At 51.5% G+C, this 24,188-nt stretch carries 26 protein-coding genes; 6 read left to right on the top strand and 20 right to left on the bottom strand.

Annotated features, from left to right (window positions below):
* Positions 1-67: 67 nt before the first annotated feature.
* The 5 genes from PBOR_RS10840 to PBOR_RS10820 all read right to left on the bottom strand — a co-directional run bounded on the left by PBOR_RS10840 (position 68) and on the right by PBOR_RS10820 (position 4,568).
* On the bottom strand, positions 68-1,072 hold the full coding sequence (locus PBOR_RS10840; RefSeq protein WP_042219230.1) for a CapA family protein: 1,005 nt from the start codon (positions 1,070-1,072) through the stop codon (positions 68-70).
* Between the two features lie 59 nt (positions 1,073-1,131).
* Entirely contained in the window at positions 1,132-1,599 is a 468-nt protein-coding gene (locus PBOR_RS10835; protein WP_042211682.1) for a YfbM family protein, read from the bottom strand.
* 99 nt (positions 1,600-1,698) lie between these two features.
* A complete protein-coding gene (locus PBOR_RS10830; protein WP_042211681.1) occupies positions 1,699-2,358 on the bottom strand; it encodes a class I SAM-dependent methyltransferase in 660 nt (219 codons plus the stop codon).
* Positions 2,359-2,577: 219 nt separating this feature from the next.
* Entirely contained in the window at positions 2,578-3,600 is a 1,023-nt protein-coding gene (locus PBOR_RS10825) for an SDR family oxidoreductase (protein WP_042211680.1), read from the bottom strand.
* Positions 3,601-3,629: 29 nt separating this feature from the next.
* Positions 3,630-4,568 carry an aldo/keto reductase family protein gene (locus PBOR_RS10820; RefSeq protein WP_042211679.1) on the bottom strand — a complete coding sequence of 313 codons (939 nt, stop codon included), beginning with the start codon at positions 4,566-4,568 and terminating at the stop codon, positions 3,630-3,632.
* 168 nt (positions 4,569-4,736) lie between these two features.
* Here PBOR_RS10820 and PBOR_RS10815 point away from each other — a divergent pair, with 168 nt between their 5' ends.
* Positions 4,737-5,081 (top strand): winged helix-turn-helix transcriptional regulator, encoded by a 345-nt coding sequence (locus PBOR_RS10815; RefSeq protein ID WP_042211678.1) that lies wholly within the window; start codon positions 4,737-4,739, stop codon positions 5,079-5,081.
* 13 nt (positions 5,082-5,094) lie between these two features.
* On the opposite strand, the gene PBOR_RS10810 is transcribed toward PBOR_RS10815, so the two are convergent.
* From PBOR_RS10810 to PBOR_RS10795, 4 genes are all read right to left on the bottom strand, one after another.
* Positions 5,095-6,231, bottom strand: a complete 1,137-nt coding sequence (locus PBOR_RS10810; RefSeq protein ID WP_081971992.1) for a response regulator — start codon at positions 6,229-6,231, stop codon at positions 5,095-5,097.
* Positions 6,232-6,930: 699 nt separating this feature from the next.
* A complete protein-coding gene (gene ptsP / locus PBOR_RS10805) occupies positions 6,931-8,640 on the bottom strand; it encodes a phosphoenolpyruvate--protein phosphotransferase (protein WP_042211676.1) in 1,710 nt (569 codons plus the stop codon).
* On the bottom strand, positions 8,633-8,908 hold the full coding sequence (locus tag PBOR_RS10800; protein ID WP_042211675.1) for an HPr family phosphocarrier protein: 276 nt from the start codon (positions 8,906-8,908) through the stop codon (positions 8,633-8,635). The genes ptsP and PBOR_RS10800 overlap by 8 nt, the downstream gene beginning before the upstream one ends.
* Before the next feature lie 168 nt (positions 8,909-9,076).
* Positions 9,077-9,676, bottom strand: coding sequence for a TetR/AcrR family transcriptional regulator (locus tag PBOR_RS10795; RefSeq protein WP_042219228.1), 600 nt, complete (start codon positions 9,674-9,676; stop codon positions 9,077-9,079).
* A gap of 117 nt (positions 9,677-9,793) precedes the next feature.
* On the opposite strand from PBOR_RS10795, the gene PBOR_RS10790 reads away from it, so the two are divergent.
* On the top strand, positions 9,794-10,342 hold the full coding sequence (locus tag PBOR_RS10790; protein ID WP_042211674.1) for a hypothetical protein: 549 nt from the start codon (positions 9,794-9,796) through the stop codon (positions 10,340-10,342).
* A gap of 26 nt (positions 10,343-10,368) precedes the next feature.
* On the opposite strand, the gene PBOR_RS10785 is transcribed toward PBOR_RS10790, so the two are convergent.
* Positions 10,369-10,974, bottom strand: coding sequence for a DUF1349 domain-containing protein (locus PBOR_RS10785; protein ID WP_042211673.1), 606 nt, complete (start codon positions 10,972-10,974; stop codon positions 10,369-10,371).
* A 188-nt stretch (positions 10,975-11,162) separates the two neighbouring features.
* On the opposite strand from PBOR_RS10785, the gene PBOR_RS10780 reads away from it, so the two are divergent.
* The 3 genes from PBOR_RS10780 (at position 11,163) to PBOR_RS10770 (ending at position 12,684) form a co-directional block, all read left to right on the top strand.
* On the top strand, positions 11,163-11,528 hold the full coding sequence (locus tag PBOR_RS10780) for a MerR family transcriptional regulator (RefSeq protein WP_042211672.1): 366 nt from the start codon (positions 11,163-11,165) through the stop codon (positions 11,526-11,528).
* 18 nt (positions 11,529-11,546) lie between these two features.
* On the top strand, positions 11,547-12,308 hold the full coding sequence (locus tag PBOR_RS10775; protein WP_042211671.1) for an SDR family oxidoreductase: 762 nt from the start codon (positions 11,547-11,549) through the stop codon (positions 12,306-12,308).
* Positions 12,309-12,471: 163 nt separating this feature from the next.
* Positions 12,472-12,684 (top strand): hypothetical protein, encoded by a 213-nt coding sequence (locus PBOR_RS10770; RefSeq protein WP_042211670.1) that lies wholly within the window; start codon positions 12,472-12,474, stop codon positions 12,682-12,684.
* A 78-nt stretch (positions 12,685-12,762) separates the two neighbouring features.
* On the opposite strand, the gene PBOR_RS10765 is transcribed toward PBOR_RS10770, so the two are convergent.
* From PBOR_RS10765 to PBOR_RS10745, 5 genes are all read right to left on the bottom strand, one after another.
* The gene (locus PBOR_RS10765; protein ID WP_042219226.1) at positions 12,763-13,584 is read right to left on the bottom strand and encodes a serine/threonine protein kinase; all 822 of its coding nucleotides are present in this window, start codon (positions 13,582-13,584) and stop codon (positions 12,763-12,765) included.
* Positions 13,585-13,961: 377 nt separating this feature from the next.
* Positions 13,962-14,531 carry a manganese catalase family protein gene (locus PBOR_RS10760; RefSeq protein ID WP_042211669.1) on the bottom strand — a complete coding sequence of 190 codons (570 nt, stop codon included), beginning with the start codon at positions 14,529-14,531 and terminating at the stop codon, positions 13,962-13,964.
* A 48-nt stretch (positions 14,532-14,579) separates the two neighbouring features.
* The gene (locus tag PBOR_RS10755) at positions 14,580-14,846 is read right to left on the bottom strand and encodes a spore coat protein CotJB (protein ID WP_042135308.1); all 267 of its coding nucleotides are present in this window, start codon (positions 14,844-14,846) and stop codon (positions 14,580-14,582) included.
* A gap of 3 nt (positions 14,847-14,849) precedes the next feature.
* Positions 14,850-15,065, bottom strand: coding sequence for a spore coat associated protein CotJA (locus tag PBOR_RS10750; protein ID WP_042135306.1), 216 nt, complete (start codon positions 15,063-15,065; stop codon positions 14,850-14,852).
* Positions 15,066-15,248: 183 nt separating this feature from the next.
* A complete protein-coding gene (locus PBOR_RS10745; protein ID WP_042211668.1) occupies positions 15,249-16,274 on the bottom strand; it encodes a LacI family DNA-binding transcriptional regulator in 1,026 nt (341 codons plus the stop codon).
* Positions 16,275-16,422: 148 nt separating this feature from the next.
* Between PBOR_RS10745 and PBOR_RS10740 the strand changes: the two genes are divergently transcribed.
* Positions 16,423-17,604 (top strand): glycoside hydrolase family 172 protein, encoded by a 1,182-nt coding sequence (locus tag PBOR_RS10740; protein WP_042211667.1) that lies wholly within the window; start codon positions 16,423-16,425, stop codon positions 17,602-17,604.
* A gap of 151 nt (positions 17,605-17,755) precedes the next feature.
* Here the strand turns inward: PBOR_RS10740 and PBOR_RS10735 are convergent, their stop codons facing one another.
* The 5 genes from PBOR_RS10735 to PBOR_RS10715 form a co-directional block, all read right to left on the bottom strand.
* Positions 17,756-19,114, bottom strand: a complete 1,359-nt coding sequence (locus PBOR_RS10735; RefSeq protein WP_042211666.1) for a hemolysin family protein — start codon at positions 19,112-19,114, stop codon at positions 17,756-17,758.
* An 18-nt stretch (positions 19,115-19,132) separates the two neighbouring features.
* The gene (gene yfkAB / locus PBOR_RS10730; RefSeq protein WP_042211665.1) at positions 19,133-20,275 is read right to left on the bottom strand and encodes a radical SAM/CxCxxxxC motif protein YfkAB; all 1,143 of its coding nucleotides are present in this window, start codon (positions 20,273-20,275) and stop codon (positions 19,133-19,135) included.
* A gap of 209 nt (positions 20,276-20,484) precedes the next feature.
* Positions 20,485-21,588, bottom strand: a complete 1,104-nt coding sequence (locus tag PBOR_RS10725) for an HD-GYP domain-containing protein (protein WP_042211664.1) — start codon at positions 21,586-21,588, stop codon at positions 20,485-20,487.
* A gap of 151 nt (positions 21,589-21,739) precedes the next feature.
* Positions 21,740-22,567: an undecaprenyl-diphosphate phosphatase gene (locus tag PBOR_RS10720; RefSeq protein WP_042211663.1), complete on the bottom strand. Its 828-nt coding sequence runs from the start codon at positions 22,565-22,567 to the stop codon at positions 21,740-21,742.
* A 74-nt stretch (positions 22,568-22,641) separates the two neighbouring features.
* Complete coding sequence (locus PBOR_RS10715) at positions 22,642-24,081, bottom strand: bifunctional metallophosphatase/5'-nucleotidase (protein ID WP_042211662.1); 1,440 nt, start codon at positions 24,079-24,081, stop codon at positions 22,642-22,644.
* Positions 24,082-24,188: the final 107 nt, after the last annotated feature.

Genomic DNA, 24,188 nt, shown 5'->3' with positions numbered 1-24,188 from the left:
TAAGCCCGAGGGAAGGATGAAGCCGATCCACCGGGCTTATTGCTATTCCGCCAGCGCTGCTTGTGCTTCACAGCTTCTCGCTGACCGCTCCGCCCGCTGCGATCTTCGCATTGAAGGAGAGCTCATTCATCAGCTTATAGGTCTCTTTGTTGTAGGCTTCACCCATGAAATTGGGCTGTCCGCCAATGATTTTGACCGGAGTAATGCTGCTAGTCACCCCGGAACTGCTGATCGAGAAGTTGACCAGCATCGAACGCAGCGTTTTGTCCCCGCCCCGCGTAGAGCGGTTGAATACAAAATTGCCAAGTGAATAATAGATTGGCTTATGCTTGTAGTATTCTATCCCCATCAGACAATGGCTGTGCGCCCCGAGGATAATATCGGCTCCGCTGTCGATCATCTGCTTCGCCAGAGTCCGGGCATACTGTTCAGGGTAGTCCTTGAACTCCTGATTCCAGTGAATATAGACAATGGTATAATCGTTGTCCTTGGCTGATTTCCTAATCGCACCCAGCAGAGGCTCCGCTGTATAGGCAGAAGCCGCACCCGGGCTGTTCTTGCCCGCATACCAGGAGGGGTCAGACAATACCCGGCTTACGCCCAGCAAGGCGATCCGCTTGCCTTTGACCGTCTTGGTGTAAGGCTTAAACGCCTCTTCTATATTCGCACCTGCACCTGTATGTCCGATCTTATTCCTGTCCAGATGGATCAGCGTATCCAGCATGGCGGTTTGTCCATAATCCAGAATATGATTATTCGCCAGGGACACCCCGTCAATGCCAGCGTAGCTTAATCCGGCCAGCGCTGCCGGCTTCGAACGGAAGGCAAACATCTTCTCGGCGGCGTCTCCCCGCACCGATACCGGTGTCTCCAGGTTGGCAAAAGCCAGATCAGCCTTCTGCAGCACTGGCGCTACTTTGACGAACGGGAAGTTGACCCCGTACCTTGCAATCTGCTCGCCGACAAAACCGTCCAGCAGAATATCTCCGGCGAAGGCGAGCTGAATCTTGTCCTGCGGACCCGCCTCTTTGGCGCTGAGACCCGCAGCCGGCGCTAACAGGAGCAGAATCATAATTATAATGGCATATCTGCGCAAGTTCTCTGACTCCTTTTTCACAAATTCAAATAGGGCTAAGAGATATAGAATACCACATAGGCTTGATCAGCGCTTGCCTTCCGGTAAAACTCCTTCACAGCCTGGAAATACGTATACAAATAGTCAAAAAACTCTTCCGGTTCATCATCATCCATCAGCGGATAAATTCCTTCGTCCAGCATCCGCCGGAATTGATATCGTTCCCGCATATATGACTCTTCTATTCCCTCCAAGGCATCAGCGGTTTCTTTCACCTGTTCCGGCTCCAGCGCGAATACCTCGGCATCGGAATAATGCCCGATATACAATGGACCGTTCAGCGGCACAACTGCTCCGAGCGGTGAAGCTTCCTCTGCCTCCCCGCCGCTTAGTATATAATGCAGCGCTTGCCAGGACTTATCGATATCCACCTTCGGTTCGATTCCGTGCAGACTGGTTTCTTCATTCCGGATGGCCTGAAGCAGTTCCGCACTTGCAGTGATGTAGTTGCCAATCATCCCCATGAAGTTGTCTCCTTCTCTCTTCCGTCTTGAACCTATTCTACTATACCGGAAGGAAACAACCAAATGATGGGGACTTTACCTTACCTTTCTGTACCGGTACTAAGCTTGTGCCTTCTTGAGTACTGCCCTGAAGCAGTTCAGGCCGCCCCACTGATCGGTCCGCACTGCATCTGCCGGAAGATTGAAATCGGTCTCGCCCCAATACTGAAATCCGGCCTGCAGCAGAATCTCATTCATCCGCGGCAGGTTTACAGTCGGATAATCAAACGTCAATACAAGCAGACCTTCTCCATTAAGGGTTCTGTGAAACTCCCGTACCGCAAGCACAGAATCCTGCACCGACAGATGCTCAAGCACCGAGATGCAAAAAATCGTATCGAAGCTCTCATCCTCATACGGCAGCGAGGTAAGATCAGCCTGGGTCAGATGCAGCCTGTCTGTTCTTCTGGCCTGCACCTGCTGGGCCGCCAACTCTCCGATATCATCGGTAATATCCTGTATAATCGCTTCCCGTGACAGAATCCGGGCATCAATATCACAGGCGAAGACCTCTGCGCTATAGCCGGCAAGGTAGAATTTAAGCGGGTGGGAAATTCCGCAGGCGGCATCCAGTACAACATCATGCGGGGAAATAAAATTGGTGCACCATTCGTATTCATAAGGACGGCTCCACCAGGATTCCGGCAAATCATAAATCAGCTTCTCACGACGTGCGTCGGCATTCACAAAGAAACGGGAGACATAGGGATGTGTCGGCATGGCCAGGACTCCTTTTATGGGGTGATTTCGGTAGTGAGAGTATATTCACAAATCCGCGTTTCATGCTATACCTGCGTTATAAGCTGACATCAGCTGTGCTGAATTTATATTTTCAGGAATAACAGCCCAACCGCTCTGCGCAAAAAAAACAGGCCCCCTCCCCTTAAGGGCGGCACCTGTTTCTACTATTAAATCATAGGCTATACTATTCTTCCCGCTTTAAACGTAATACGTGAGCAGCTTCGCATCCACCCCATGCTTGGCGATCAGTCCGTCCAGCATTTTGGACCACTCCTGATCCACCGTGCAACATTCAGGATGGGCTTCGAACCAGGCGACCGACCGTTTCACCCCTTCAGCGAACGGTACGGCAGCTTCGAAGTCAGGAACAAGGCGTTTGATCTTGCTGTTGTCGAACACGCTGCTTACCCCCTGATCCCCAATCAGCCCGTCCGCTGTCCCCGGCGGTGTATTGGCGGCGATGAAATCGGTAGAAATATGCACAACCTTCGGCTCTCTGCCTGCGGCCTCACCGATTGCAGCGTAGATCTGATTCCAGTTCAGCACTTCGTCAGAAGTGATATGAATAGCTTCTCCGATAGCCTCCGGATGACCCAGCAGCCCGACGAACCCTTTGGCAAAATCGGAATTATGCGTCAATGTCCATAAGGAGGTACCGTCGCCATGAATGACAAGCGGCTGGCCTTTGCGGATGCGTTCCACCAGCGACCATGGATTACTCCAGCTGGTCAGTGCCGCCGGAATAGCTGTATCTCCATACGTATGGGAAGGACGGACAATCGTAACCGGGAAGCCGCTGTTCTGATACGCCTCCAGCAGCAGCTCTTCCGAGGCAATCTTGTCCCGGGAATACTGCCAATACGGATTCACCAGCGGGGTTTCCTCGGTAATCAGATAATTACGCTGCGGCTTCTGATATGCGGAAGCAGAGCTGATATAGATATACTGCTTCGTCTTACCGGTGAATAAATCAATATCCGTCTGCACATGCTCCGGTGTGAAGGCAATCCAGTCAACCACAGCATCGAATTCGTAATCCTTCAGCGCCCCGGCTGCCTTCTCCTTATCACGGATATCTCCCTGAATCACCTGCGCGCCTTGCGGCACGAAGCTGCTGCGCTCGCCACGGTTGAACAGATACAGTTCTATTCCCCGTTCCACTGCCAGCCGGGACACCGCCTGGCTGATTAGCCCTGTACCTCCGATAAATAGAACCTTCACTCTGCATCCTTCCTCTCTTAGCCGGTAATTTAGCCGATAATTTCTTCAATACGTGTTAAAACATCCCCGGTGAGCTCAATACCCGAAGCCTTCACATTCTCTTCCACCTGCTCCGGCCGGCTGGCACCGACCAGGGCGCTGGCAACGTTAGGCTGACGCAGAATCCAGGCCAGCGCCAGATTGCCTACAGAAATATCCAGTTCAGCGGCAATGCTGCCCAGCTCCTGAACCTTGGCGATTCTCTCCTCCGTAATTCCTTTACGCATCCAGTCGAGCTTAGCAGCCCTGCTGTCCTCTGGAATATCGGAGACCGAGCTGTATTTGCCGGTCAGCAGCCCTTGGGCCAGCGGTGAGAATACGACTTGTCCGATCCCTTTGCGCAGGCCCAGCGGAATGATTTCTTTCTCAATATAACGTTCGAACATATTGTAGATCGGCTGGTTGACCACGATATGATCCAGCAGATAACGGTCGGCAACCGCAAGGGCCTCGGCCATCTGTGCCGCCGTCCATTCACTTACACCCACATAGAGCACCTTACCCTGCCGGACCAAATCATCCAGTGCCCGCAATGTTTCTTCAATTGGTGTTTCCGGATCATACCGGTGGCAATACAGCAGATCCACGTATTCAGCACCGAGCCGTTTCAGGCTAGCATTACATTGCTCGGTAATATGCTTACGGGACAGGCCGCGGTCATTGGGACCGTCACCCATCACACCGTATACTTTGGTCGCCAGCACATAGGATTCGCGCGGATAGCTGCTCAGGGTAGCGCCCAGCACCTTTTCCGCTTCCCCTTTCTCATACACATTAGCCGTATCAAAAAAATTAACACCCAGGGAGTAAGCGGTTTCAATGGCTCTAACGGCATTGTCCTGTTCTACATATCCTCCGTAGGTCAACCAGCTTCCCAGGCTGATCTCACTGACTTTAAGTCCGGTTCCACCTAATCTGCGGTATTTCATGAATCCTTGCTCCTCTCTGAATCCGGCCCTGTTAACCGGTTGCTCCATACACATGTTCATTCTAGAACAGATTGTATATAATAGAAAGAAGTGAAAAATAGTTTATTATATGTCATCCAGTATAGTTGCTATACTCTGGTATAGTGCCTTGGAACAGGAGGAAATCCCTTGAAAGCAGCCAATTCTGCCAGTAATTATATCCCTAAGAACCCCGTCTCTATCGAATGCAATATAGAAAAAACACTGGAGGTACTAGCCGGAAAATGGGCTTTCCTGGTGCTGAGAGAGCTGCAGGGCGGCACGAAACGCTTCGGTGAGCTGCAGCGCAATATCGAAGGCATCAGCCCGCGCGCGCTGACCAGCACCCTGAGACACCTCGAAGATCATGGTGTACTGGAACGCTGCGTATTCCCGACCGTTCCGGTTACTGTGGAATATACGCTGACCCCCAAAGGTGCGGATCTGCATCAGATCCTTCATGAAATGAAGCTGTGGTCCGCTAAGTGGACCTGAGCCCAGCCCGTACCTACTGTTTAGAGAGCATTTCACTGTACAGCTGCCTTACCGATTCTTTCGGCTCAAGCCCTAGTTCGTTGCTTAGCAGTTCCTTCATCGCATGATAATGCCGGATCAGGCTGATCCGGTCCTTTTGGCGGAAATAGATGCCCATCAGCAGCTCATGCGCCTCTTCATCCAGCGGTGACTTATCCAGCAGCAGATGAACCCGGTGCATAGCCTCCTTAAGACGCCCTTCCGCGATGAAGTAGCTGCACAGCTTCTTCGACAGCATGACGTAGAATCCGAGCATCTCTGCTCTCTTGGAGTTGCTCCACCAATAATCGTCATCCGCAAACAGCTCACCCTGGTAGAGCTCCAGAATATACTCATATTTGGGCACCGTAAGCAGGGTAAGCGGATCATTTCTCCTCGCGAAATCCTCAAACTCCCATAAGTCCCCGGCAGCTCCGGCAATCTCCATCCGGTAGCTCCCGCCTTTGAAATGAATGTCCACATGGACCTCTGCTTTTTTGAGCGCAGTCTTCATTTTATATAGCGTGGTGTGCAGATTGGAGTGAGCCTGCACATCACTGCACTCCGGCCATAACGCCTGAATAATCTGGCCTTTGGGTACGTAAGCTGCCCCTTTCAGAAACAGGAAGGACATCAGTTCCTTGGACTTATAAGTTCTCCACTTCACCTTATCCTCCTGGCCGCCCGCACTCAGCACATAGAAGCCCCCGAAGCTGACAATCCTTGCCGGCTTAAGCGGCATCCTCATCTCCTGTTCTGCCGGTAACCGCCGTTTCTTCTGATAGCGTGTAACTGCCCGGTCAAGCTGCACAGGCGTCGGCGGTTTCAGCAAATAATCCAGAGCTTCAATCCGGAAGGCCTCCACAGCATACGCATTATGTGCAGTCACAAAAACAACCTCCAGATCCCTGACGGTCTCCAGCAGTATTCCCGCCAGCTCTACCCCGTTCATCAGCGGCATCTCCATATCCATGAACACGATATCCGGCTGCAGCACCTGTATTTGCTCCAGAGCCTCCAAAGGCCTTTGAAACGCCCCGATCACCTCTACCCGTCCATCTCTTTGCAGCAGATAATGCAACACATCCAGTGCCGGTTTCTCATCGTCGATAATTACCGCTCTTATCATCATATTCCTCCAGTGTGCTTCACTGCGGATAGTCTGGCTGCTGCGTTGTCTGGCAGATAGCCGTCATTACCCTGGAAGTTATACAAGAAAAAAGGCGCCCTCAGCAAACGGTAGCTTAGAGAACACCCGGTTAATGAACAGCTAATCTATGTGATTTATTTCATTGCGGTTGATATATTTTGTGTTTTTAATATTTTATCATGTGCACAAAACGCTGTAAATCGTTGATTGTCTCCGTTCCCGGCTAATCCCCCATTGAAATCCGTAGCTGCATACAATGGCGGTCATAGCTCGTATCCCCTCGGGCTCTGTAGGATTAGTTGGATAAACGTATCTTAATTTGGATCTTTTGCAGCGTCTGAGGTAATTAGTTGGATAAACGTCATTTAGTTTCATGCGTTTCCTCTTCTTTGAACCATTCCCGGCATATTAAGTGCTGTTTATCCAACTGTTGCCTGGTAAGGGCTCCTCCGCTCATGAGCAAGTGGAGAAATTCCAGCTAGTTCCGACCACCCACGCAGCCACACCTTTCCCCTACCCTTCCCAGCTTCTTCAGGCGCTTCTTCAACGTTATCCACATTTGTGGAAATTATATAATTTCCTAAAACACAAAAAAACCGGCACCCACTAAGAGAATGCCGGTAAATGTTAATTGGAAAAAGCGGATGTAGACCGAGTCCGAACAAACAGATTATTCAAAATCTACTTAATAGCCTGCACCAATGCAGCGACTTCTTCCGCAGTACCCAGCTGCAGTGCCTTGGCTGCCAGTTCCTTCATATCCGCCGAGGACAGCTTGGCAATCTGGCTGCGTGCCGGCAGGATGGAGGTTGCACTCATACTGAACTCATCGAGGCCCAGTCCCAGCAGCAGCGGAATCGCTGTGGCATCTCCGGCCATTTCGCCGCACATGCCCGTCCACTTGCCTTCAGCGTGAGCTGCATCGATTACATTCTTGATCAGACGCAGGATGGCCGGATTGTAAGGCTGATACAGGTAGGAGACCCGTTCATTCATCCGGTCAGCAGCCATAGTATATTGAATCAGATCGTTCGTACCAATACTGAAGAAATCAACTTCCTTCGCGAACTGGTCTGCAAGTACCGCAGTGGAAGGAATCTCAACCATAATACCCAGCTGAATCTGATCCGATACCTCCTTGCCTTCTTCACGCAGCTTAGCCTTTTCTTCCAGCAGCAGATCGCGGGCTGCACGGAATTCACCCAGGGTGGCAATCATCGGGAACATAATGCGCAGATCGCCTTGCACACTTGCTCTCAGCAAAGCACGCAGCTGGGTACGGAAGATATCCTGACGGTCCAGGCAGAGCCGGATCGCGCGGAACCCGAGGAACGGATTCATTTCCTTCGGAAGCTCCAGGTAAGGCAGCTCCTTGTCTCCGCCGATATCCAGTGTACGGACAACAACCGGCTTGCCTTGCATATTCTCAAGCACGGTGCGGTAGGCATTATACTGAATTTCCTCGGAAGGCAGCTTGTCGCGGCCCATGTAGAGGAACTCGGTACGATACAGGCCTACGCCTTCACCGCCATTGTCGATTACGCCTGCAACATCATTCGGCGTACCGATATTGGCAGCCAGCTCAACATGCTTGCCGTCTGCGGATACCGTAGGCTCTTCGCGCAGCTTTTTCCATTCTGCGATCTGCAGATCGTACTCCTTCTGCTTGCCTATGTACAAGGCTACTTCAGCTTCACCGGGATTAACCAGCACGTCCCCGCTTAGTCCGTCTACAATGATAAGATCTCCGGCTTTCACCTCAGACATTACATTCTTGGTGCCGACAACTGCCGGTATTTCCAGTGAACGGGCCATAATCGCCGAGTGTGAGGTGCGTCCGCCAATATTGGTGGTGAAGCCTTTTACATATTTGCGGTTAAGCTGTGCTGTATCTGAAGGCGTCAGATCCTCTGCAATCACAATAACCTCTTCGCTGATTTCCGCCGGGCTGACATAGGAAATTCCCAGCAGATGGTTCAGCACACGTTTGGTTACATCCCGCATGTCTGCTGCACGTTCCTGAAGATAAGTGCTTTTCATATTCTCGAACATTTCGATGAACTGATTAGCGACCTCCTGCAGCGCATAGTCCGCGTTTACAGCTTCCTCACGGATTTTGTCCATCACCGGGCTGATCAGCTCAGGATCCTCCAGAATCAGCAGATGGGATTCGAAAATCTCCGCTTTCTTCTCTCCCAGCTCTGCCAGCGTACGTGCCTTAATCCGCGCCAGTTCACCCTTGGAAATCTCCAGGGCGCTCTCCAGCTTGACAATTTCAAGCTCCACATCGCTAACGGTGGTCTTCGTGATGGTGTAGTCCGGATGCTTCAGGATAAACGCTTTAGCAACAGCAATACCTGCGGAAGCTGCGATGCCTGAAATCTTAATCATTGAGCTCGCCCAATCCCTCTTTGATCATTACATCCTGAAGTGCGCCAAGGGCTTCTGCTTCCTGGCCGCCTTCAGTGATCAGGGTCAGGGTATCGCCGCTTTCCAGTCCGAGTGACAATACACCAAGAATAGATTTCAAAGTAACCTTCTTGCCCTTTGCTTCGGCAAAAACCTCTGTGTCCTTAAACTTGGTTGCTGTATTGACCAACGCTGTGGCCGGACGCGCGTGAATTCCGTCTTCGTCGATAATTCTGAATGTTGTTTGCATGTTTCTCTCCAACTCTCTTTATAGTTTATGGTTTCAGCTATTACTGCTTACTAAACAAGAAAAGGCAAAACCACACCTTTGTTAAGGTAGCGGTTTTGCCTGATTTAACAGTAACAACCCGAAAAATATACACTACTTTTTATAACATAACTCTGGCAATATAGCAAATCACTGTGCCTCTCCGCTGTTGCAGATAGAATCCAGATGAATGTTCAGTACCCGGATGATCCGCTGTTTGTTCAGCCGTTCAGGCTCCAGCATGGCGTGCAGGGCTAGTCCGTCGACCACGGCATACAGCCGCTCAGCCTCATTATCCTTATCCAGCTCTTGCCGGAGCAGCCCGTGCCCGTCCAGATAATCAATCAGCTGGATGACAAGCGGATAGATAGCGTCACTAAGCTCACTGTTAGGTTCTCCGGCTGACTTGAGGTGGAAGATAAATGCGAACCACACCTCCATCTCAGCCATGCTGCTGTCGTCTACGGGAAGCAGCTCCAGCAGAACCCTGGCAACCTGTTCTCTGGGAGGAAGGTCCGTCTGCATGATGTTCACGATCCGTCCAGTCACCCGTTCCTTCACCAGATTCATGGCAAATACCAGCAGCTCATGCTGGGTAGAGAAATAATGGCGCAGCGCCCCCAGGGATACACCCGCCTCAGCAGCAATATTACGCACAGTTGCCCCTTTGATCCCCTGATGGATAATGACACGCCAGGTCGCTTCTGCAATATTCGATTTCCGCTCTGAATGATCTACTATTTTTGGCATGTCCATATTGTAGCATAACCTAAACTCGAAACACAATTTAAATAATACAGTTGTATTGTTTAAATATCGCTGCTATACTTCCGTTATTACCAAAAATAATCCAACAAGAGGTGCATTATGAATCTGGTAGCATGGGCAATTGTCGCCTGCGAAGTGTTATTCTGGGTTGTCATTCTTGCCGGTTTCACGGCACGGTATATCTTCAAGCGCAACACGCTGGGCCTGATTTTCCTGGTGCTGACTCCGGTGCTGGACATCATTCTGCTGGTCATCTCCGGTGTGGATCTGGCCGGGGGAGCTTCCGCTACGACGGCGCATGCGCTTGCGGCTGTGTACATTTCAGTGTCCATTGTGTTCGGTAAAAGCATGATCGCCTGGGCGGATGAACGCTTCCGCTACTATGTCACCAAGCAAGGGGCGCAGCCGGTCAAACGGTACGGCCTGGAGCATGCCCGGCATTATTTCAAGGGCTGGGTGAAGCATCTGCTCTCTTTTGTGCTCGCCGCAGGTATTCTCTACGGACTCATTGTGTGGATTGACGACCCCGCCCGCACGGAAGCGCTGTTAAGCATCCTTACGGTATGGTCCGTTGTCGTCGGCATTGATCTGATCATCACCGTTACCTATTTCATCTGGCCGAGACAGGTTAAAGGCAGCGCCCGCTGAAACATCTTCCATACCGTCATCACGGTTTATTCGCCTGTTCTTATATTTTTGACCGTCCGGTTCTCCAGTGTGAAATTCCGGTAGATTCGCTCTCCGCCTTCGCCTGTTGGGGCTTGTGCCAATAATCCTACCTTGATCGTTTCTCCCACTGGAAGGTTAAAGAAGCGCATCATATCAAACCTTATACCATCTGTCGAATAATGAAATGCGAAGGCATTACCGGATCTGGAGGCCTGCAGCCATACCTCATTGCCGTCGATATTACAGCCGTTCGCATCATCCGAGGTCTGGTTCGTTACTACACTGACCACAGCGTGAGTATCGAAATCTGTCAGCTCAAAGCAGGCTTTGGCCCAGACCGTCAGGTCCTGCATCACCATAATGGAAGAAGAATCGTAGGTATCCCGGAAGTCATGGCTTACCTTCACCCGCAGCACGAAATCTCCGGACACTTCTGTATAGAAGAAAGGCGCATTGGTCAGACTCTCAGGGGTAAGCCCTTCTTCAGCAATAGCACCGTTGTTGCAGAAAAAGTCGCTGTTAGCAGTGGCTTCTAATATAATAGCATCATCCTCAAACCTGATGTTTCCCTCATTCATCCACTTGTACGTACTGAAATCCGCTAATGCCATTCATTATTCCTCCCATTTTTGGATAATTCTTATTTATTGCAAACGCATTCTCTTAATATACCAAAAATATAAATCTATCTCAAAAAGTATATTTATGTAATTTGAAAATATATGTGTTGACTTAAACCATGGTTTAAGTCGTATCCTATTCCTGTCGACAACTAATCAACCCCCATGGAGGTCTCCAGATGAAATATGTTTCCATTAGCGAAGCTGCAGCCCAGTTAGGAATTCCGGAATCAACGATCCGTTATTATGAGAAAAAGGGATTATTGCCACAGATGGAGCGTGATGAAGCCGGGCGGCGGATATTTTCAGAGGATCGTATTGCATTCCTCAAGATCATTATTTATCTGAAAAATACACACATGCCTATCAGCAGTATCAGGCAATATGTGGACTGGATGTTAGAAGGGGACAGCACGACTGAACTCCGGCTTAAAATGTTTCAGGAGCACAAGCAGGCTGTGTTGGCGGAGATTGCACTCATGACAGAATCCCTGCAGGGCATCGACAAGAAAATTGCCCGTTATACAAATTATTTATCAAAATAATGGAGAAGAGGTTCTAAAATGAAACTTACAGGAAACACAATTCTTATTACAGGCGGAGGCTCAGGAATCGGGCTCGCTTTTGCCGAACGCTTCATCAATGGAGGAAATACAGTCATCATTACCGGACGGCGTGAACAGGTCCTGCAGGATGCCAAGGACAAGTTCCCCGGCCTGATTACCCGTGTAAGTGATTTGAATATAGAATCCGAGCGTACCGCCTTGTTCGACTGGGTAACTGCGAACTATCCCGAAGTGAATGTGTTAGTGAACAATGCCGGGACCCAGCAGCGCTTCAATGTACTCAAAGCAGATGCGAAGAACAATTGGGCCTATTTCAATCAAGAAATCACAACTAATCTTGAAGCGCCGCTTCATCTGGCTATGCTGTTCGCACCATTATTCGCAGAACGGGAAGCCTCGGCGATCCTTAACGTTACCTCAGGATTGGCTTTTACACCGTTTGCCATTGGACCCATCTATTCAGCGACGAAGGCGGCGCTTCATTCGTTCACCATGAGTCTGAGACTCCAGCTCTCTGATACATCTGTAGAAGTCATCGAAATTGCGCCTCCGGCAGTGAACACGGATCTCGGCGGAACAGGACTGCATGTGCACGGCGAACCGTTAGATGCGTTTACGGATGGAATCTTCCAGGGATTAGCGGAGGGACTGCAGGAAATCGGCTACGGCACTTCGGTGGACCGGCTGCGCATGTCACGGGATAAGATCGACGAATATGCTGACAATATGTATCAGGCAATGAAGAGTTATATTGAATAACATAATCATTGCGAGCATTACGCTTGGTATACAAACAACCCCGCCGCAAATGGACGGGGTTTATTTTTTATTGAAACCTGCCGGGTACGGAAGCCGTAGTACGGGTAACTAACGATTAAAGCCGCACTGCAATGGCTACTACAACCTAAGAGGAGGAAACAAGATGTTCAAGAAAATTCTTGGTAAAGTCCTGCACTCCGTAGAGCAGTCCAAACATGGCGGACACCGCAGACATTCGAGCAGTAATAAAGGGAGGCCAGTCTCCAGAAGGCATTCAAGCAGCAGCCACGGATACAAACGGCATTCCTCTTCAGATGCCCGCCGCGGAGGAACCGGACACAAATACTATAAGAACCGTTACGGCAGTTCAAGCTGATGTCAGCTTGATTACTTCCTACACATTCATAAGGCGCCTGTCAGCATTTGGCTGAGGGCGCCTTTTTTTGAACAGATATCAACGCAGCAGACTCTTATACAATTCTCCGGCTTCACGGATAAATACAGCAGTGTCCGGATAGGCCTCCTGCTCCCCCAGCAGCCGGGACAGCATCTGCAGCATTCCCGGCGACAGCTCCAGCTCTTCCCGCCAGCTCCGCTCCGCCCCTCCCCGTACAGGCTTATAACCGGAATACAGCATGAACAGCATCAGTTGTCCTACATCGTACAAATCCGAGGCGATTACCGGCGGCCTACGTTCAGGCATTATATCCTTCGTTTTTCGCTTCCGCGGCTGCTGTGCCGTATCCGCCTCTCCAATCTTTGCTGCCAATCCGAAATCAATTAAGTACAGGTCTTCATTCTGGAGGATCACATTGGGAATCCGCAGATCAAGGTGAACGTATCCGCGCGAATGGACATGGGCAACCAGCTCCATCAGCTTCAGCGTCGTGGCCAGACACTCCCGTTCACCGTAGACGATCTGCTCATCAAAGATCAAATCCTCCAGCGTCTTCCCCGCTATATAATCGGTAACCAGCCAGTTCAAGCCTTTATATTCGAAATAACCGCGGTATTTAAAAATATTAGGATGATCCATTGCCTGTAGAATGGCACTCTCCCTGGCAAGCATCGCCCGTCCAACCGCTTTCTTGCTGGGTCTGGACTGTTTGAGCGCCCGGAGAGTGCCTTCTCCAGAGTCATAGCAGCGGTAAGTAAGCCCATAGCTGCCCTCTCCGAGCAGGCGGTCTATCTTATATTGTCCGCCAATTACAGCCCCTTCCGGGAAGGGATAATCCTTCCAGGCCCGGATGAATCCGCGCCATCGTTCAAATGCCATAACCATAACACTCCCCTTTCCGCTTCCTGCACCAGATAGAGTATCAGTAGCAGTATTATCTCACAGATGACGGTATCTGGCACCGGAGGAACGGCAGGACAGCACTTGAGCAGGGAGTTAGCTACAGGAAAAAGAGGCTGTCCAACCAGCCATTTCATGGCTTTTGGAACAGCCCCTTAGTTAAGTATCATAAATGTTGTAAGTTTTGCAACTTTAGCTCAATAATAACCGGCTGTTCGCGAGGATTCCTGTATGAAATACAACAATTATCCCGCGCAACCGCTTAGACGAGCAGAAATCCTGCCTTTTGTATAACAATTTCCGAATTGGTTCGAATTTAAGAGGGAAATGTTGTATTTTGTGCAGGATTAAGCTCCTCAGAACACTCTCTTCTTATCCCGCTCCTCAATTAAGATCTGCACCGACTCCTTGAACCGCAGCGCATGTACAATCTCCCGCTCCCGCAGGAACTTCAGGCTGTCCTGCAGATCCACGTCATCCGTCATATCGATCAGCCACTGGTATGTAGCCCGGGCCTTTTCTTCGGCGGCAATGTCCTCGTAGAGGTCAGCCAGCGGATCACCTTTGGCCTGGATATACGCAGCTGTCCAGGGGACCCCTGCTGAATTCTGGTAGAACAGCGCATGATCCCGCTGTGCATAGTTTGGGCCCAGTCCGGCGGCTTCCAGCTCGCTGATCGATGCATCTTTTGTCAATTTATATATCATTGTAGCAATCATTTCCAGGTGTGCGAATTCTTCAGTCGAAATATCCGTTAATACGCCGATTACTTTATCTGGAATCGCATACCGCTGATTCATATACCGCAGGGCTGCCGCCAGTTCTCCATCCGCACCGCCATATTGCTCCATCAGATAACGCGCCATCCGCACATCGCATTTGCCGACACGCACCGGGTACTGCAGCTTTTTCTCATAAATCCACATTCGTGTACTTCCCCCTCCTTAGGCTTATTCATTCCTGACCCGGGCAGCCTAGACTTGCCATGGCCAGGGGCTCTGGCTCCATTCCCACGGACATTTGGAATATGCGCGGCCGAAGTTCTGCAGCGGCCCGTATAGCTCCTGGAACTGGTTCGCCAGCTTCGTGCGCTCGAAGGTCAGCTGATTGAACTGCTCTATGGCCTTCAGATCCTCCGGATGAGTGTCCAGGTACAGGTTCAGCTCCACCAGTGCGAAATCGAGCACCTGCAGCTGCTCCAGCATTTCGTAATAGCGGGGTTCGCAAGGATTAGCTTCCATAACCTACTTCCCTCCTTTGGACTTGGACTCATACGGGCTGAACAGCGCGGGCCACAGCGTTCCGTACTTCAGCGCTTCCGGCAGGGAGAACTGCGGCAGATTCGGGGGCTGGAAATTAATGAATTGGTTCGGCGGCACAACATACGTCTTGAACGGCACCGGCGGGCAGGGATCAAACGGTCCCCTGTATGGTGTCCATACGCGTTCCTGGGAGTTCAATGATCATTCCTCCTCTTAAAGAGTTTTGACGGCATTCCTTCATAATTCCAGATCTCTTATCGTTACCTTCGTAACTAACTTATGACGGTCCCCGTGCTGAAAAGAACAGCTGCGCAAAAAAACAGGGCGCATCCGCTAGCCTCGTCATGGCCTGGATGCACCCTGTTGCAAATATAACCGCTATCAAGTGGACTCCCGCACCACAAGCTCACAAGGAATATTCAACCGCACGGCTGCCTGCCGTCCGCCATTCAACTGCTGGACCAGCAGCTCCGTCCCTTTGCGGGCAATTTCATAGAAAGGGAGCTGCATGGAGGAGAGTCCGGGGCTGGTATGCTCAAGATAAGGCAGGCTATCGAGGGCAATGACAGACATCTGGCCGGGAACCGGGATGCCCAAATCGCGGGCCAGATTCAGAATCTGCAGCCCATAAGTAGCCCAGCAGGTGACGATACCGCCCGGCTGCCTGCTGCTGTCGAGCTCCGCCAGAATGCCGGAGGGGTCCTGCTTCCTGAAATCACGGGGCAAATGTACAATCCAGCTCTGAGGGCTGCCTGTCAGCGCCAGAGCATCCTCGTAGCCGCTAATTCGGTCACGTTCGGTCCGGGGCAGGAACGGGGTCTTATGATCTTTGTCCATCGGTGCGATGTAGAGCAGATTGCTGTACCCGCGTTCGTGGAGATGCCTGCAGGCATCATAGCCATTTTGGTAAAAATCTATATTGACATAGCTGGTATCCTTGTCTGCCGTAGATCCATAAATGACCACGAACGGTATGCCGTGCCGCTTGAACATTTCGATATACTGCTGCTCCTGCCGGGAATCTCCCGTGTGGGCTGAGGCGATAAAGAGAATACCGTCGATTCTTTTCTCCTCAAAAAAACGGATCCATGAAGAGTCCTCGGACAGGTCGGAAGCTGCATTGCACATCGTTACCGTGTATTCCAACGTATTAGCAGCATCCAGGATTCCGTTAATGATCTCTAGGAAATACAAGTGCTTGATGTTATAGGCAGTGACGACTCCGATGGCATTGGCCCGCTTGGAACGCATGCCCCGCGCGAGATGATTGGGCTTGTAGTCAAGCTCTTCAATGGCTTTCCAGATCTTGCTGCGTGTAGCCTCAGTGATGGTCTGCCCCTGGGTATTGTTAATTACAAAGGAGACGGTGGACAGAGAGACCCCCGCCAGCTTAGCTACGTCTTTCATTGTATGTCTGTTACGCATCGGTTCACCAACTAAAATGTTTTTGTTCCTATTATAAACAATTCATTCAAGGTTAACAATAATATTTGACAAGGCTATCTATACATACTAGTATATTAACAAAAACGTTTTAGTTAATGGAGGATAACAAATGAGCGATCTATTTCGCAGCAAGACAGTAGCCGAAGCGCGATGGGCCAGTTTTGAGAACCCTACCGGAGCCAAAGGTGCCGGAGGCCAAACCAATCAAGGATGTAAAGGACATCCCTTTGAACGGCTGGAGGCAGGAGAAACCAAGGTGCTGATGGATGTCCAGGGCAGTGGAATTATTCAGCGGATGTGGATGACGGTAAGCGACCGTTCACCTCTTATGCTCCGTTCTCTGCGGCTGGACATGTTCTGGGACGGAGCGGAGCATTCGGCCGTATCGGCTCCGCTGGGTGATTTTTTCTGCGCAGGCCTTGGCCGGCTTGTCCCGTTCGAGAATGCCCTGTTCTCCAGCCCGGAGGGGAATTCGTTCAATATGATCATTCCTATGCCATTCCGTACCCGGGCAGTAGTCACGCTGACGAATGAGTCGGACAGCTCACTCCATCATCTTTTCTATGATATTAATTATTCGTTAATGGCTGCTGAAGCAGACTGGCTGTATTTCCATGCCTACTGGAACAGAGAGAAACGGACTACACTGGGTCAGGACTATACGATTCTCCCCTCAATTCAAGGAACAGGACGGTTGTTGGGGGTCAACATCGGTGTCGCCACCGATCCGAAATATGCGGGAAGCTGGTGGGGCGAAGGGGAAGTCAAGCTGTTCCTTGACGGCGATACGGAGTATCCGACGCTGGTGGGGACCGGCACAGAAGATTACATTGGTACCGCCTGGGGACAGGATACCTTCACCCACCGCTATCAGGGCTGCCTTACATGGGATAAGACGGATGGCTCAGGCAGCTTTTACAGATTTCATATTCCAGACCCTATTTACTTCAGAGCAGATCTCAGGATGACGATCCAGCAAATCGGCGGTGCTCCCAAAGAAGTGATCGCCCAAATTGCCGCCCGTGGCGGCCGGTATAAAGTGATTACGGCGGATGCAGAGGGCGTATTCACCCGCTTTCTCGCGGAGGATTGCACCAAGAGCTGGGAGGATGACAGCTTTGGCGCAGCCGCCTGGATGAATTTCCTGCGTGAGGATGACTTCTCCTCTACCGCTTATTTTTATCTGAACCGCCCGGACAACGGCCTTCCGGGAATCTTGGAGGTTGCAGCGCGCAGGGATTCCCTTCAACACGCGATTACGAGTGAACAAAACACCCGGACTGGTGAATAGATTTATAATAGCCTGCACTCACTCGTCTGCAAGCTTTTCTCTTCTTTACTTCCCGCCTCTCCCAACTAAAAACAGGGTACATCCGCAGCCTCGTTATGGCCCGTAGATGTACCCTGTTGACATTCAGCCGCTAATCCGGCCATTTCCCGTCTTACTCTTTATCTTCCTCAGCATCCTCCGCCGCCTCTTCCGTCACCGGCGGAGTCTCGCGGTGGATATTAATCCGCGTGATCCGCAGCCGGGTGGATTCCTCCACCTCAAAGGTGACGTCACCGACGACTATCTTTTTGCCTTTGGACGGATTCCCCTCCAGCTCCTTGAACAGCCAGCCGCCAATGGAATCCACTTCATCATCTTCGATAATGACACCTGTAAGATCATTGACGTCTTCGATCAGCATACGGCCTTCAACGGAAATATATTCTCCGTTGCGCTCCACACTGGGACGTTCATCCTCGAATTCGTCATGCAGATCGCCGACGATCTCTTCCAGAATCTCTTCGGCGGTCAGCAGCCCCGCCGTCCCGCCGTATTCGTCTACGACCAGGGTCAGCTGAGCCTTGTTCTTCTGCATCAGCCGCAGCGCGTGGCTGATCTCCATCGATTCCGGCACATTCAGAATCGGCCGGACCAGCGAGGCCAGGTCATTCTGCTGCTCCAGCGGAGCGAAGAGGAGGTCCGTAATATGGATGAAGCCGATAATCCGGTCCTTATCCTCGAAGGCTACCGGATAACGGGAATGCTTCGTTTCTGTAATGATCCGCATATTTTCTTCCAGCGGGAGATTGCTGTACAGTACATCCATATCCGTACGCGGAAGCATGACTTCACGGGCCAGCAGATCAGAGAATTCGAAGATGTTGTCCATCAGCTTCATCTCGTCCTTGTCGATAACCCCGCTCTTCGCACTCTGATTCATCAGGATACGGATCTCCTCTTCCGAGTGGGCAGCTTCGGCTTCACTGGCCGGTTCAACACCAACCAGCCTCAGCAGTGCATTAGCCGACGCATTCAGCACCCAGATGAAGGGCAGGAACACATTATAGAAGAACATCAGCGGAGCGGACAGCAGCAGCGCTGAGCCTTCAGTTTTTTGAATCGCCAGGGACTTCGGTGCAAGCTCACCCAGCACAATATGTAAGAAGGTAATAATCGAGAACCCGATAATCACAGATACCGTAGAGATCAGGGTCTGATCCGATACGCCAAGCTGATACATCAGCGGTTCCACCAGCAGCTCAGAGATCGCCGGTTCTCCGACCCAGCCGAGTCCCAGCGAGGCGAGCGTAATCCCGAACTGGGTGGCAGACAGATACGAATCCAGTCTTTTATTGACCTTCAGCGCATACCCGGCCATTTTGTTGCCTTCGCTGACCAGCTGGGTCAGACGTGACTGTCTGACCTTTACCAGCGAGAACTCCGCCGCAACGAAGATCCCATTCAATAATACGAGCACCAGAACGAGCAAAAGATTAAGCACTAAGCTTCCTATGTCAAATTCCGTATGCACTATAATAACGCCCCATTTCTACAGAGTGATCGCTTTTCTTGTCTTGAAATCAACCTCAGGATAATACATATCGGCTACCAGAAGGTTGGGCCCGCAGCAGCCGGCGGCATCGCAGTAGCAATTCACTTTCTGATTCAGCGGATGCTTAGTCTGCCACTCGGTGAAAATGTCATCCAGCCTGGTGCTGCTGATATTGCCAAATGCAGAAATATCGGCGAAATCTGTTACGAATACATCGCCCGTAAATAAATTTACGTTCACCCGGTTTCTTCCGTCCGGGTCATTGCGCAGAGTAACATTCTTCTCACTGCGCAGTCTGCGCAGCAGCTGCTGGTCTTCCTCCAGGAAGCTGCAGGCGAAGAACGGCAATGTGCCGAACAGCATCCACATCTCAGGGTCCCGGGCATCCAGCAGGGAATGAATGGCTGCATTCATCTCTTGGAGTGACAATACGGGCAGCTTGGAAGCAAAGCTGGAGGCATACATCGGATGCACCTCATGGCGTCTTGCCCCCATCTCCCCGATCAGCTTGTGGATCTGCGGGAGCTTGGTATGCGTACGGTAATTAATCATCGACTCCGCCGAGATCAGCATACCGTCCTCGCTAAGCCGGCGGGAATTCTCCAGCATGGTGTCATACAGCCGGTAGGCGGCTTCCTTCGAGACCGGATGCCCGCTGTTCGCGAAGCCCACCTCGTGGAAGTCATCCCCGTTAACATAGTTGAAAGAGATATGCATGACATCCAGGTATGGAAGCAGCTGCTCATAACGGGAATACGGCATGGTAAGATTCGAGTTGATCTGAGAACGGATCCCCCGCTCACGTGCATATTTCAGCAGCGGCACGATGGTGTTCTCCACCGTTCCGGCACGGAACATCGGCTCCCCGCCGGTGATGCTGATGGTCTGCAGATGCTCTACCTCTTCCAGACGGCGCAGCATATTGGTGAGTGGCAGCAGCTCCCCTTCTTTCATAGTCAGGCTGTCTCCAACTGCGCAGTGCTCACAGCGCATGTTGCACAGATTGGTCACCGTCATCTCTACGCTGGTCAGCACATGCCGCCCGTGCTGGCGAAGAGAGGTAATCGGATCCCAGGGATCGTACTCCGGCGACAGCTCTTGTACAGGTATTGACGATGATGATGGCTCTAATATACTCATTTCTTGATGCTCCTTTAATGCTTATTCCTTATTATTAACCCAAAACAATTGAAAAAGAACGATAACTTACGCTATATCATACCACGACAAGCGAAAAACTGCGCATCTGCCGCTTATTTGCTGTAATTTCAAAAAAACAGCAAGGCTGAGAATACAGCTCCGCAGCCAAGCGGACGCCTGTATTCTTTCCTCGCTGCTAACAACGCTAATCAAGTGCTCTTCACTATAATTTCTCCGCCATCAGTCACATCTACAATGACTACAGAGAGGGCTTTGCCCAGGTCATGCTCATAAGGGGTGACCGGTTCCCCTTCCGGGCCGTTAAGCACACGTACAACGGGTCTGTGCGGTATGCTGGGATCAATCTTGACCACAACACCGCTCTCGCCGGTGCTAAGCTTGACGGTAAGCCCCAGAGGATAGATCGCCACACGGTCTCTGAAAATCTCCAGCTGCTTCTGCTCATACAGCGTGCCGGAGCCGACGTACAGTGCCTCGACCGCCTGATGCGGCAGCATGGCTTTTTTGTAGATCCGGTTGGAGGTCATCGCATCATAGGAATCCGCCACACCCAGCCACTTCGCATATTCATGAATCTGCGGACCAGTCAGACCGCGCGGATAGCCGGAACCGTCGATCCGCTCATGATGCTGCAGTGCACAATGGGCCGCGAGCAGCGGGATATTCGGCTCTTCCTTAAGAATCCGGTAACCGATCTCGGTATGCGCCTGCATATGCTTGAATTCATCTTCACTAAGCATCCCGGGCTTCTGAACAATTTTGACCGGAATCTGTGTCTTGCCGATGTCATGCAGCAGCGAACCGAGTCCGATGACCCGCAGTTCTTCCTTGCTGTAGCCATGGGCAATGCCAAGCACCAGTGTGTAGAGGCATACGTTCAGGGAATGCACATACAGATAGTTGTCTGCGGTGTGCATATCCAGCAGCATAATCATCGGATCTTCCTGAGCCGACATATCGTCCAGTATGGAATCCATCACTTTGGAGAACTTCTTATCCAGGTGGTAGAAGCCTTTGGTAATTCCCGAAGCGCCGGACATTTGCTGAAATTGATTTCTGATTACCTTGAGCGCCTGATTTCGCGTCTCATCTTGCAGCATTCCGGGAATCACGACATCTTCCGTGACGGAATCCTCTATATAGATATAGCCGATATCGATCTTAGCGAGCCGCTTGATCAGGGCATCAGTAAGCTCTACTCCATCAGCGAGCAGAACCAGTCCTTCATCATTATAAATTTTTTTACCCAGCTTCATTCCCGCCTGAAGCCGATTCACGGATACTAAACGCACCTTGGCTCACTCCTGCCTTTAACGGTAAATTGCTATTCTGCTTCGGAATCCTTGGGTCAAACGCTGTGCCTATACCGTTACCTTGAGCGACCGGACAAGCGCATGTATGTAAGTCTGCATCTCCTGCCCGGTGATGCTAAGCCGGGTGAGCTTAACGCATAATGAACAGCCAGAAGACGGCCGCAAGTATGAACCGGTAAATCGCGAAATGGGTCGGTCTGATCTTCTGGATCATCCTCATGAACAGAACAACTACCACATAGGCCACCACGAAAGAAATCACGAAGCCAATGGCGAAATACCAGATCGTATCATTCGTGAAATTGCGGTAGGAATCCAGCAGTTCATAGCCCGAGGCCGCACACATAATCGGAATCGCGATGAGGAAGGAGAAATCCGCCGAAGCCTTGTAGCTGACCCCGCTGAGCATCCCCCCGGAGATGGTCGAACCGGAACGGGAGAACCCTGGCCAGAGTACGGAAATGATCTGATAGAGTCCGATCGCCAGCGCCTGCCCGTAGGACAGATCATCCAGCTCATGCGCGGTCACGCGAATCTTGCGTTTGTTGACCCATTCCGCGACGATCATCAGAATCCCGCCGGCCACCAGTGCCCAGAGAACCGTAGATGCGCCGAACAGGCCTTTGATGAAATCACGGGCAAAAAAAGCTACGGCGAGCGCAGGCACTATACCCAGCAGCACATGAATCAGGTTCAGGCGTGATGCCGGCATGACTCCGCCTCTGCTTCTTCCGCTGCGGCCGATCCCCAGCAGATTCAGAATCCGCTGGCGGTAGACAATGGCAATGGCCAGAATGGCCCCAAGCTGAATGACAATCTCATACGTCTTCATAATGGAATCCTGCTCGTCAAACCCCAGCAGCTTCGTGGTAAGGATCATGTGTCCCGTTGATGATACCGGGATAAACTCGGTTATTCCTTCTACAATTGCCAGAATTATTGCTGTAATTGTATCCATATAATCCTCCTGATCTAGTCAATGAAACCTGGTGCAGCTATGACTTCTAATGTTTGAATGAATTGCGGGATGTATCAGGTGGCCAGGCTCACCCAGCGGGCAACTTCGCTCTCATCGAGACTCCCCGGGCGCTGGAGCTCCATCCGCAGCAGATCGCGCAGAAAATGAGGCAGCAAATAGACAGGCTCCCGGCCATTCGCTATACTCTCATACCCGGTGCGGAATGTAAACATATCCAGCGTGCCGACGCTATACTCCCGTCCGTCTTCCAGCTTCTCTCCGCCGACAAAAATCGCAATACCGTTATCATACGGCATGACCCTTGGATCGTACAAGATTTTTAATCCGTCGACAGCCAGACTGCCCAGCATATTCCCCCGGAATCCGTAGCCGTAGATTACCTTGTTGCGGTATTCCTCCATTAGACTCTGTTCCAGCGCAGTGCGGATATCCTTGCCGGTGAGCTGTACAATGCACGGATTAATCGGGGAAGGGCATAGGGCATGCAGCATGCCTGCCGTAATATTGCCCTCCGGCAGGGAGCCGAGCAGCTGCCCGGAATTGACAAGCGAGAAGGAGCTGCCCGTGAAGCGGCGGACAGCCTGTGCGAGCAGGTTGCCAAACGGTGATTCGCCCTGCAGGTCGAGCGGCAGCCCGCGGTCGCTGATGGCAACGGTCTCCTGCAGCACCTCACGGCCGCGCTGCAGGTGAATTGCTGCCGCCGGAGCGATGATCTCTTCAGTCAGCGCGCCATTGACTGCGGTACATCCCCCTTCAGCCAGCCGGAAGACTCCGTCCGGCTGCTCCCGCTCGAATACCAGCCGTCCGAGATACCGGCCGAATTTGCCGGCGCCGCATACGGCCGTGCCGCCTATCATCTGCGGCTTCTCCAGCATGTGGTGGGTATGTCCGCCCAGAATGGCATGTACACCTTCCAGATTCTCTGCCAGCTTCTGGTCTGCGGGCAGCCCCAGATGAGACAGAATGATCAGGATATCCACTTGCGGTGCCAGCAGTTCACACTGCTCGCGCAGCGCTTCTTCAGGGTCCAGCACATCCCAGCCCAGCAGGGAGTAGAAGGAAGTGAACGCTGCCGTGGCACCGGTCAGCCCGATCTTGATCCCGTCCTTCTCCAGGATGGCATGGCGCTGCATCCAGTGCGGAGGCTCTCCGGTTGCAGACTCCAGGAAGTTGCAGCACACCACAGGACACTGGATGCCGGTAAATATAGCCGAGAGCCTCTCCTGTGAGAAGGTAAGGCCTTCGTTGTTGCCGATAGTTACGGCATCATATCCGGTCAGATTCATAATATCGATGTTAGCCTGCCCCATCGTGCCTTCCGTCTCTACGGCAGCCCTGTCCATATGGTCGCCAATATCCAGCAGCAGCACCGGACCTTCGCCTGCAGCAGCCTTCATTGCAGAAATCTCTGCCGCGACAGGACTCATCATTTCAAAATGGCTATGTATGTCATTGGTATGAAGAATGGTTAATCTTTGCGGCTCAGGCTTCATAAGCTTGCTTCCCTCCCACTTGTACAGCCGTTTATAGTGTAAGCGGCAGGCTTGTGCTCTTCTAGAGTTAGCATAACATTTTCAGGCTCATTATGGTATATTGTAAT

The sequence above is a fragment of the Paenibacillus borealis genome, assembly GCF_000758665.1.
In the GTDB taxonomy this organism is placed as follows: Bacteria; Bacillota; Bacilli; order Paenibacillales; family Paenibacillaceae; genus Paenibacillus_AQ; species Paenibacillus_AQ borealis.
This window is presented reverse-complemented; position numbering and strand designations above follow the sequence as displayed.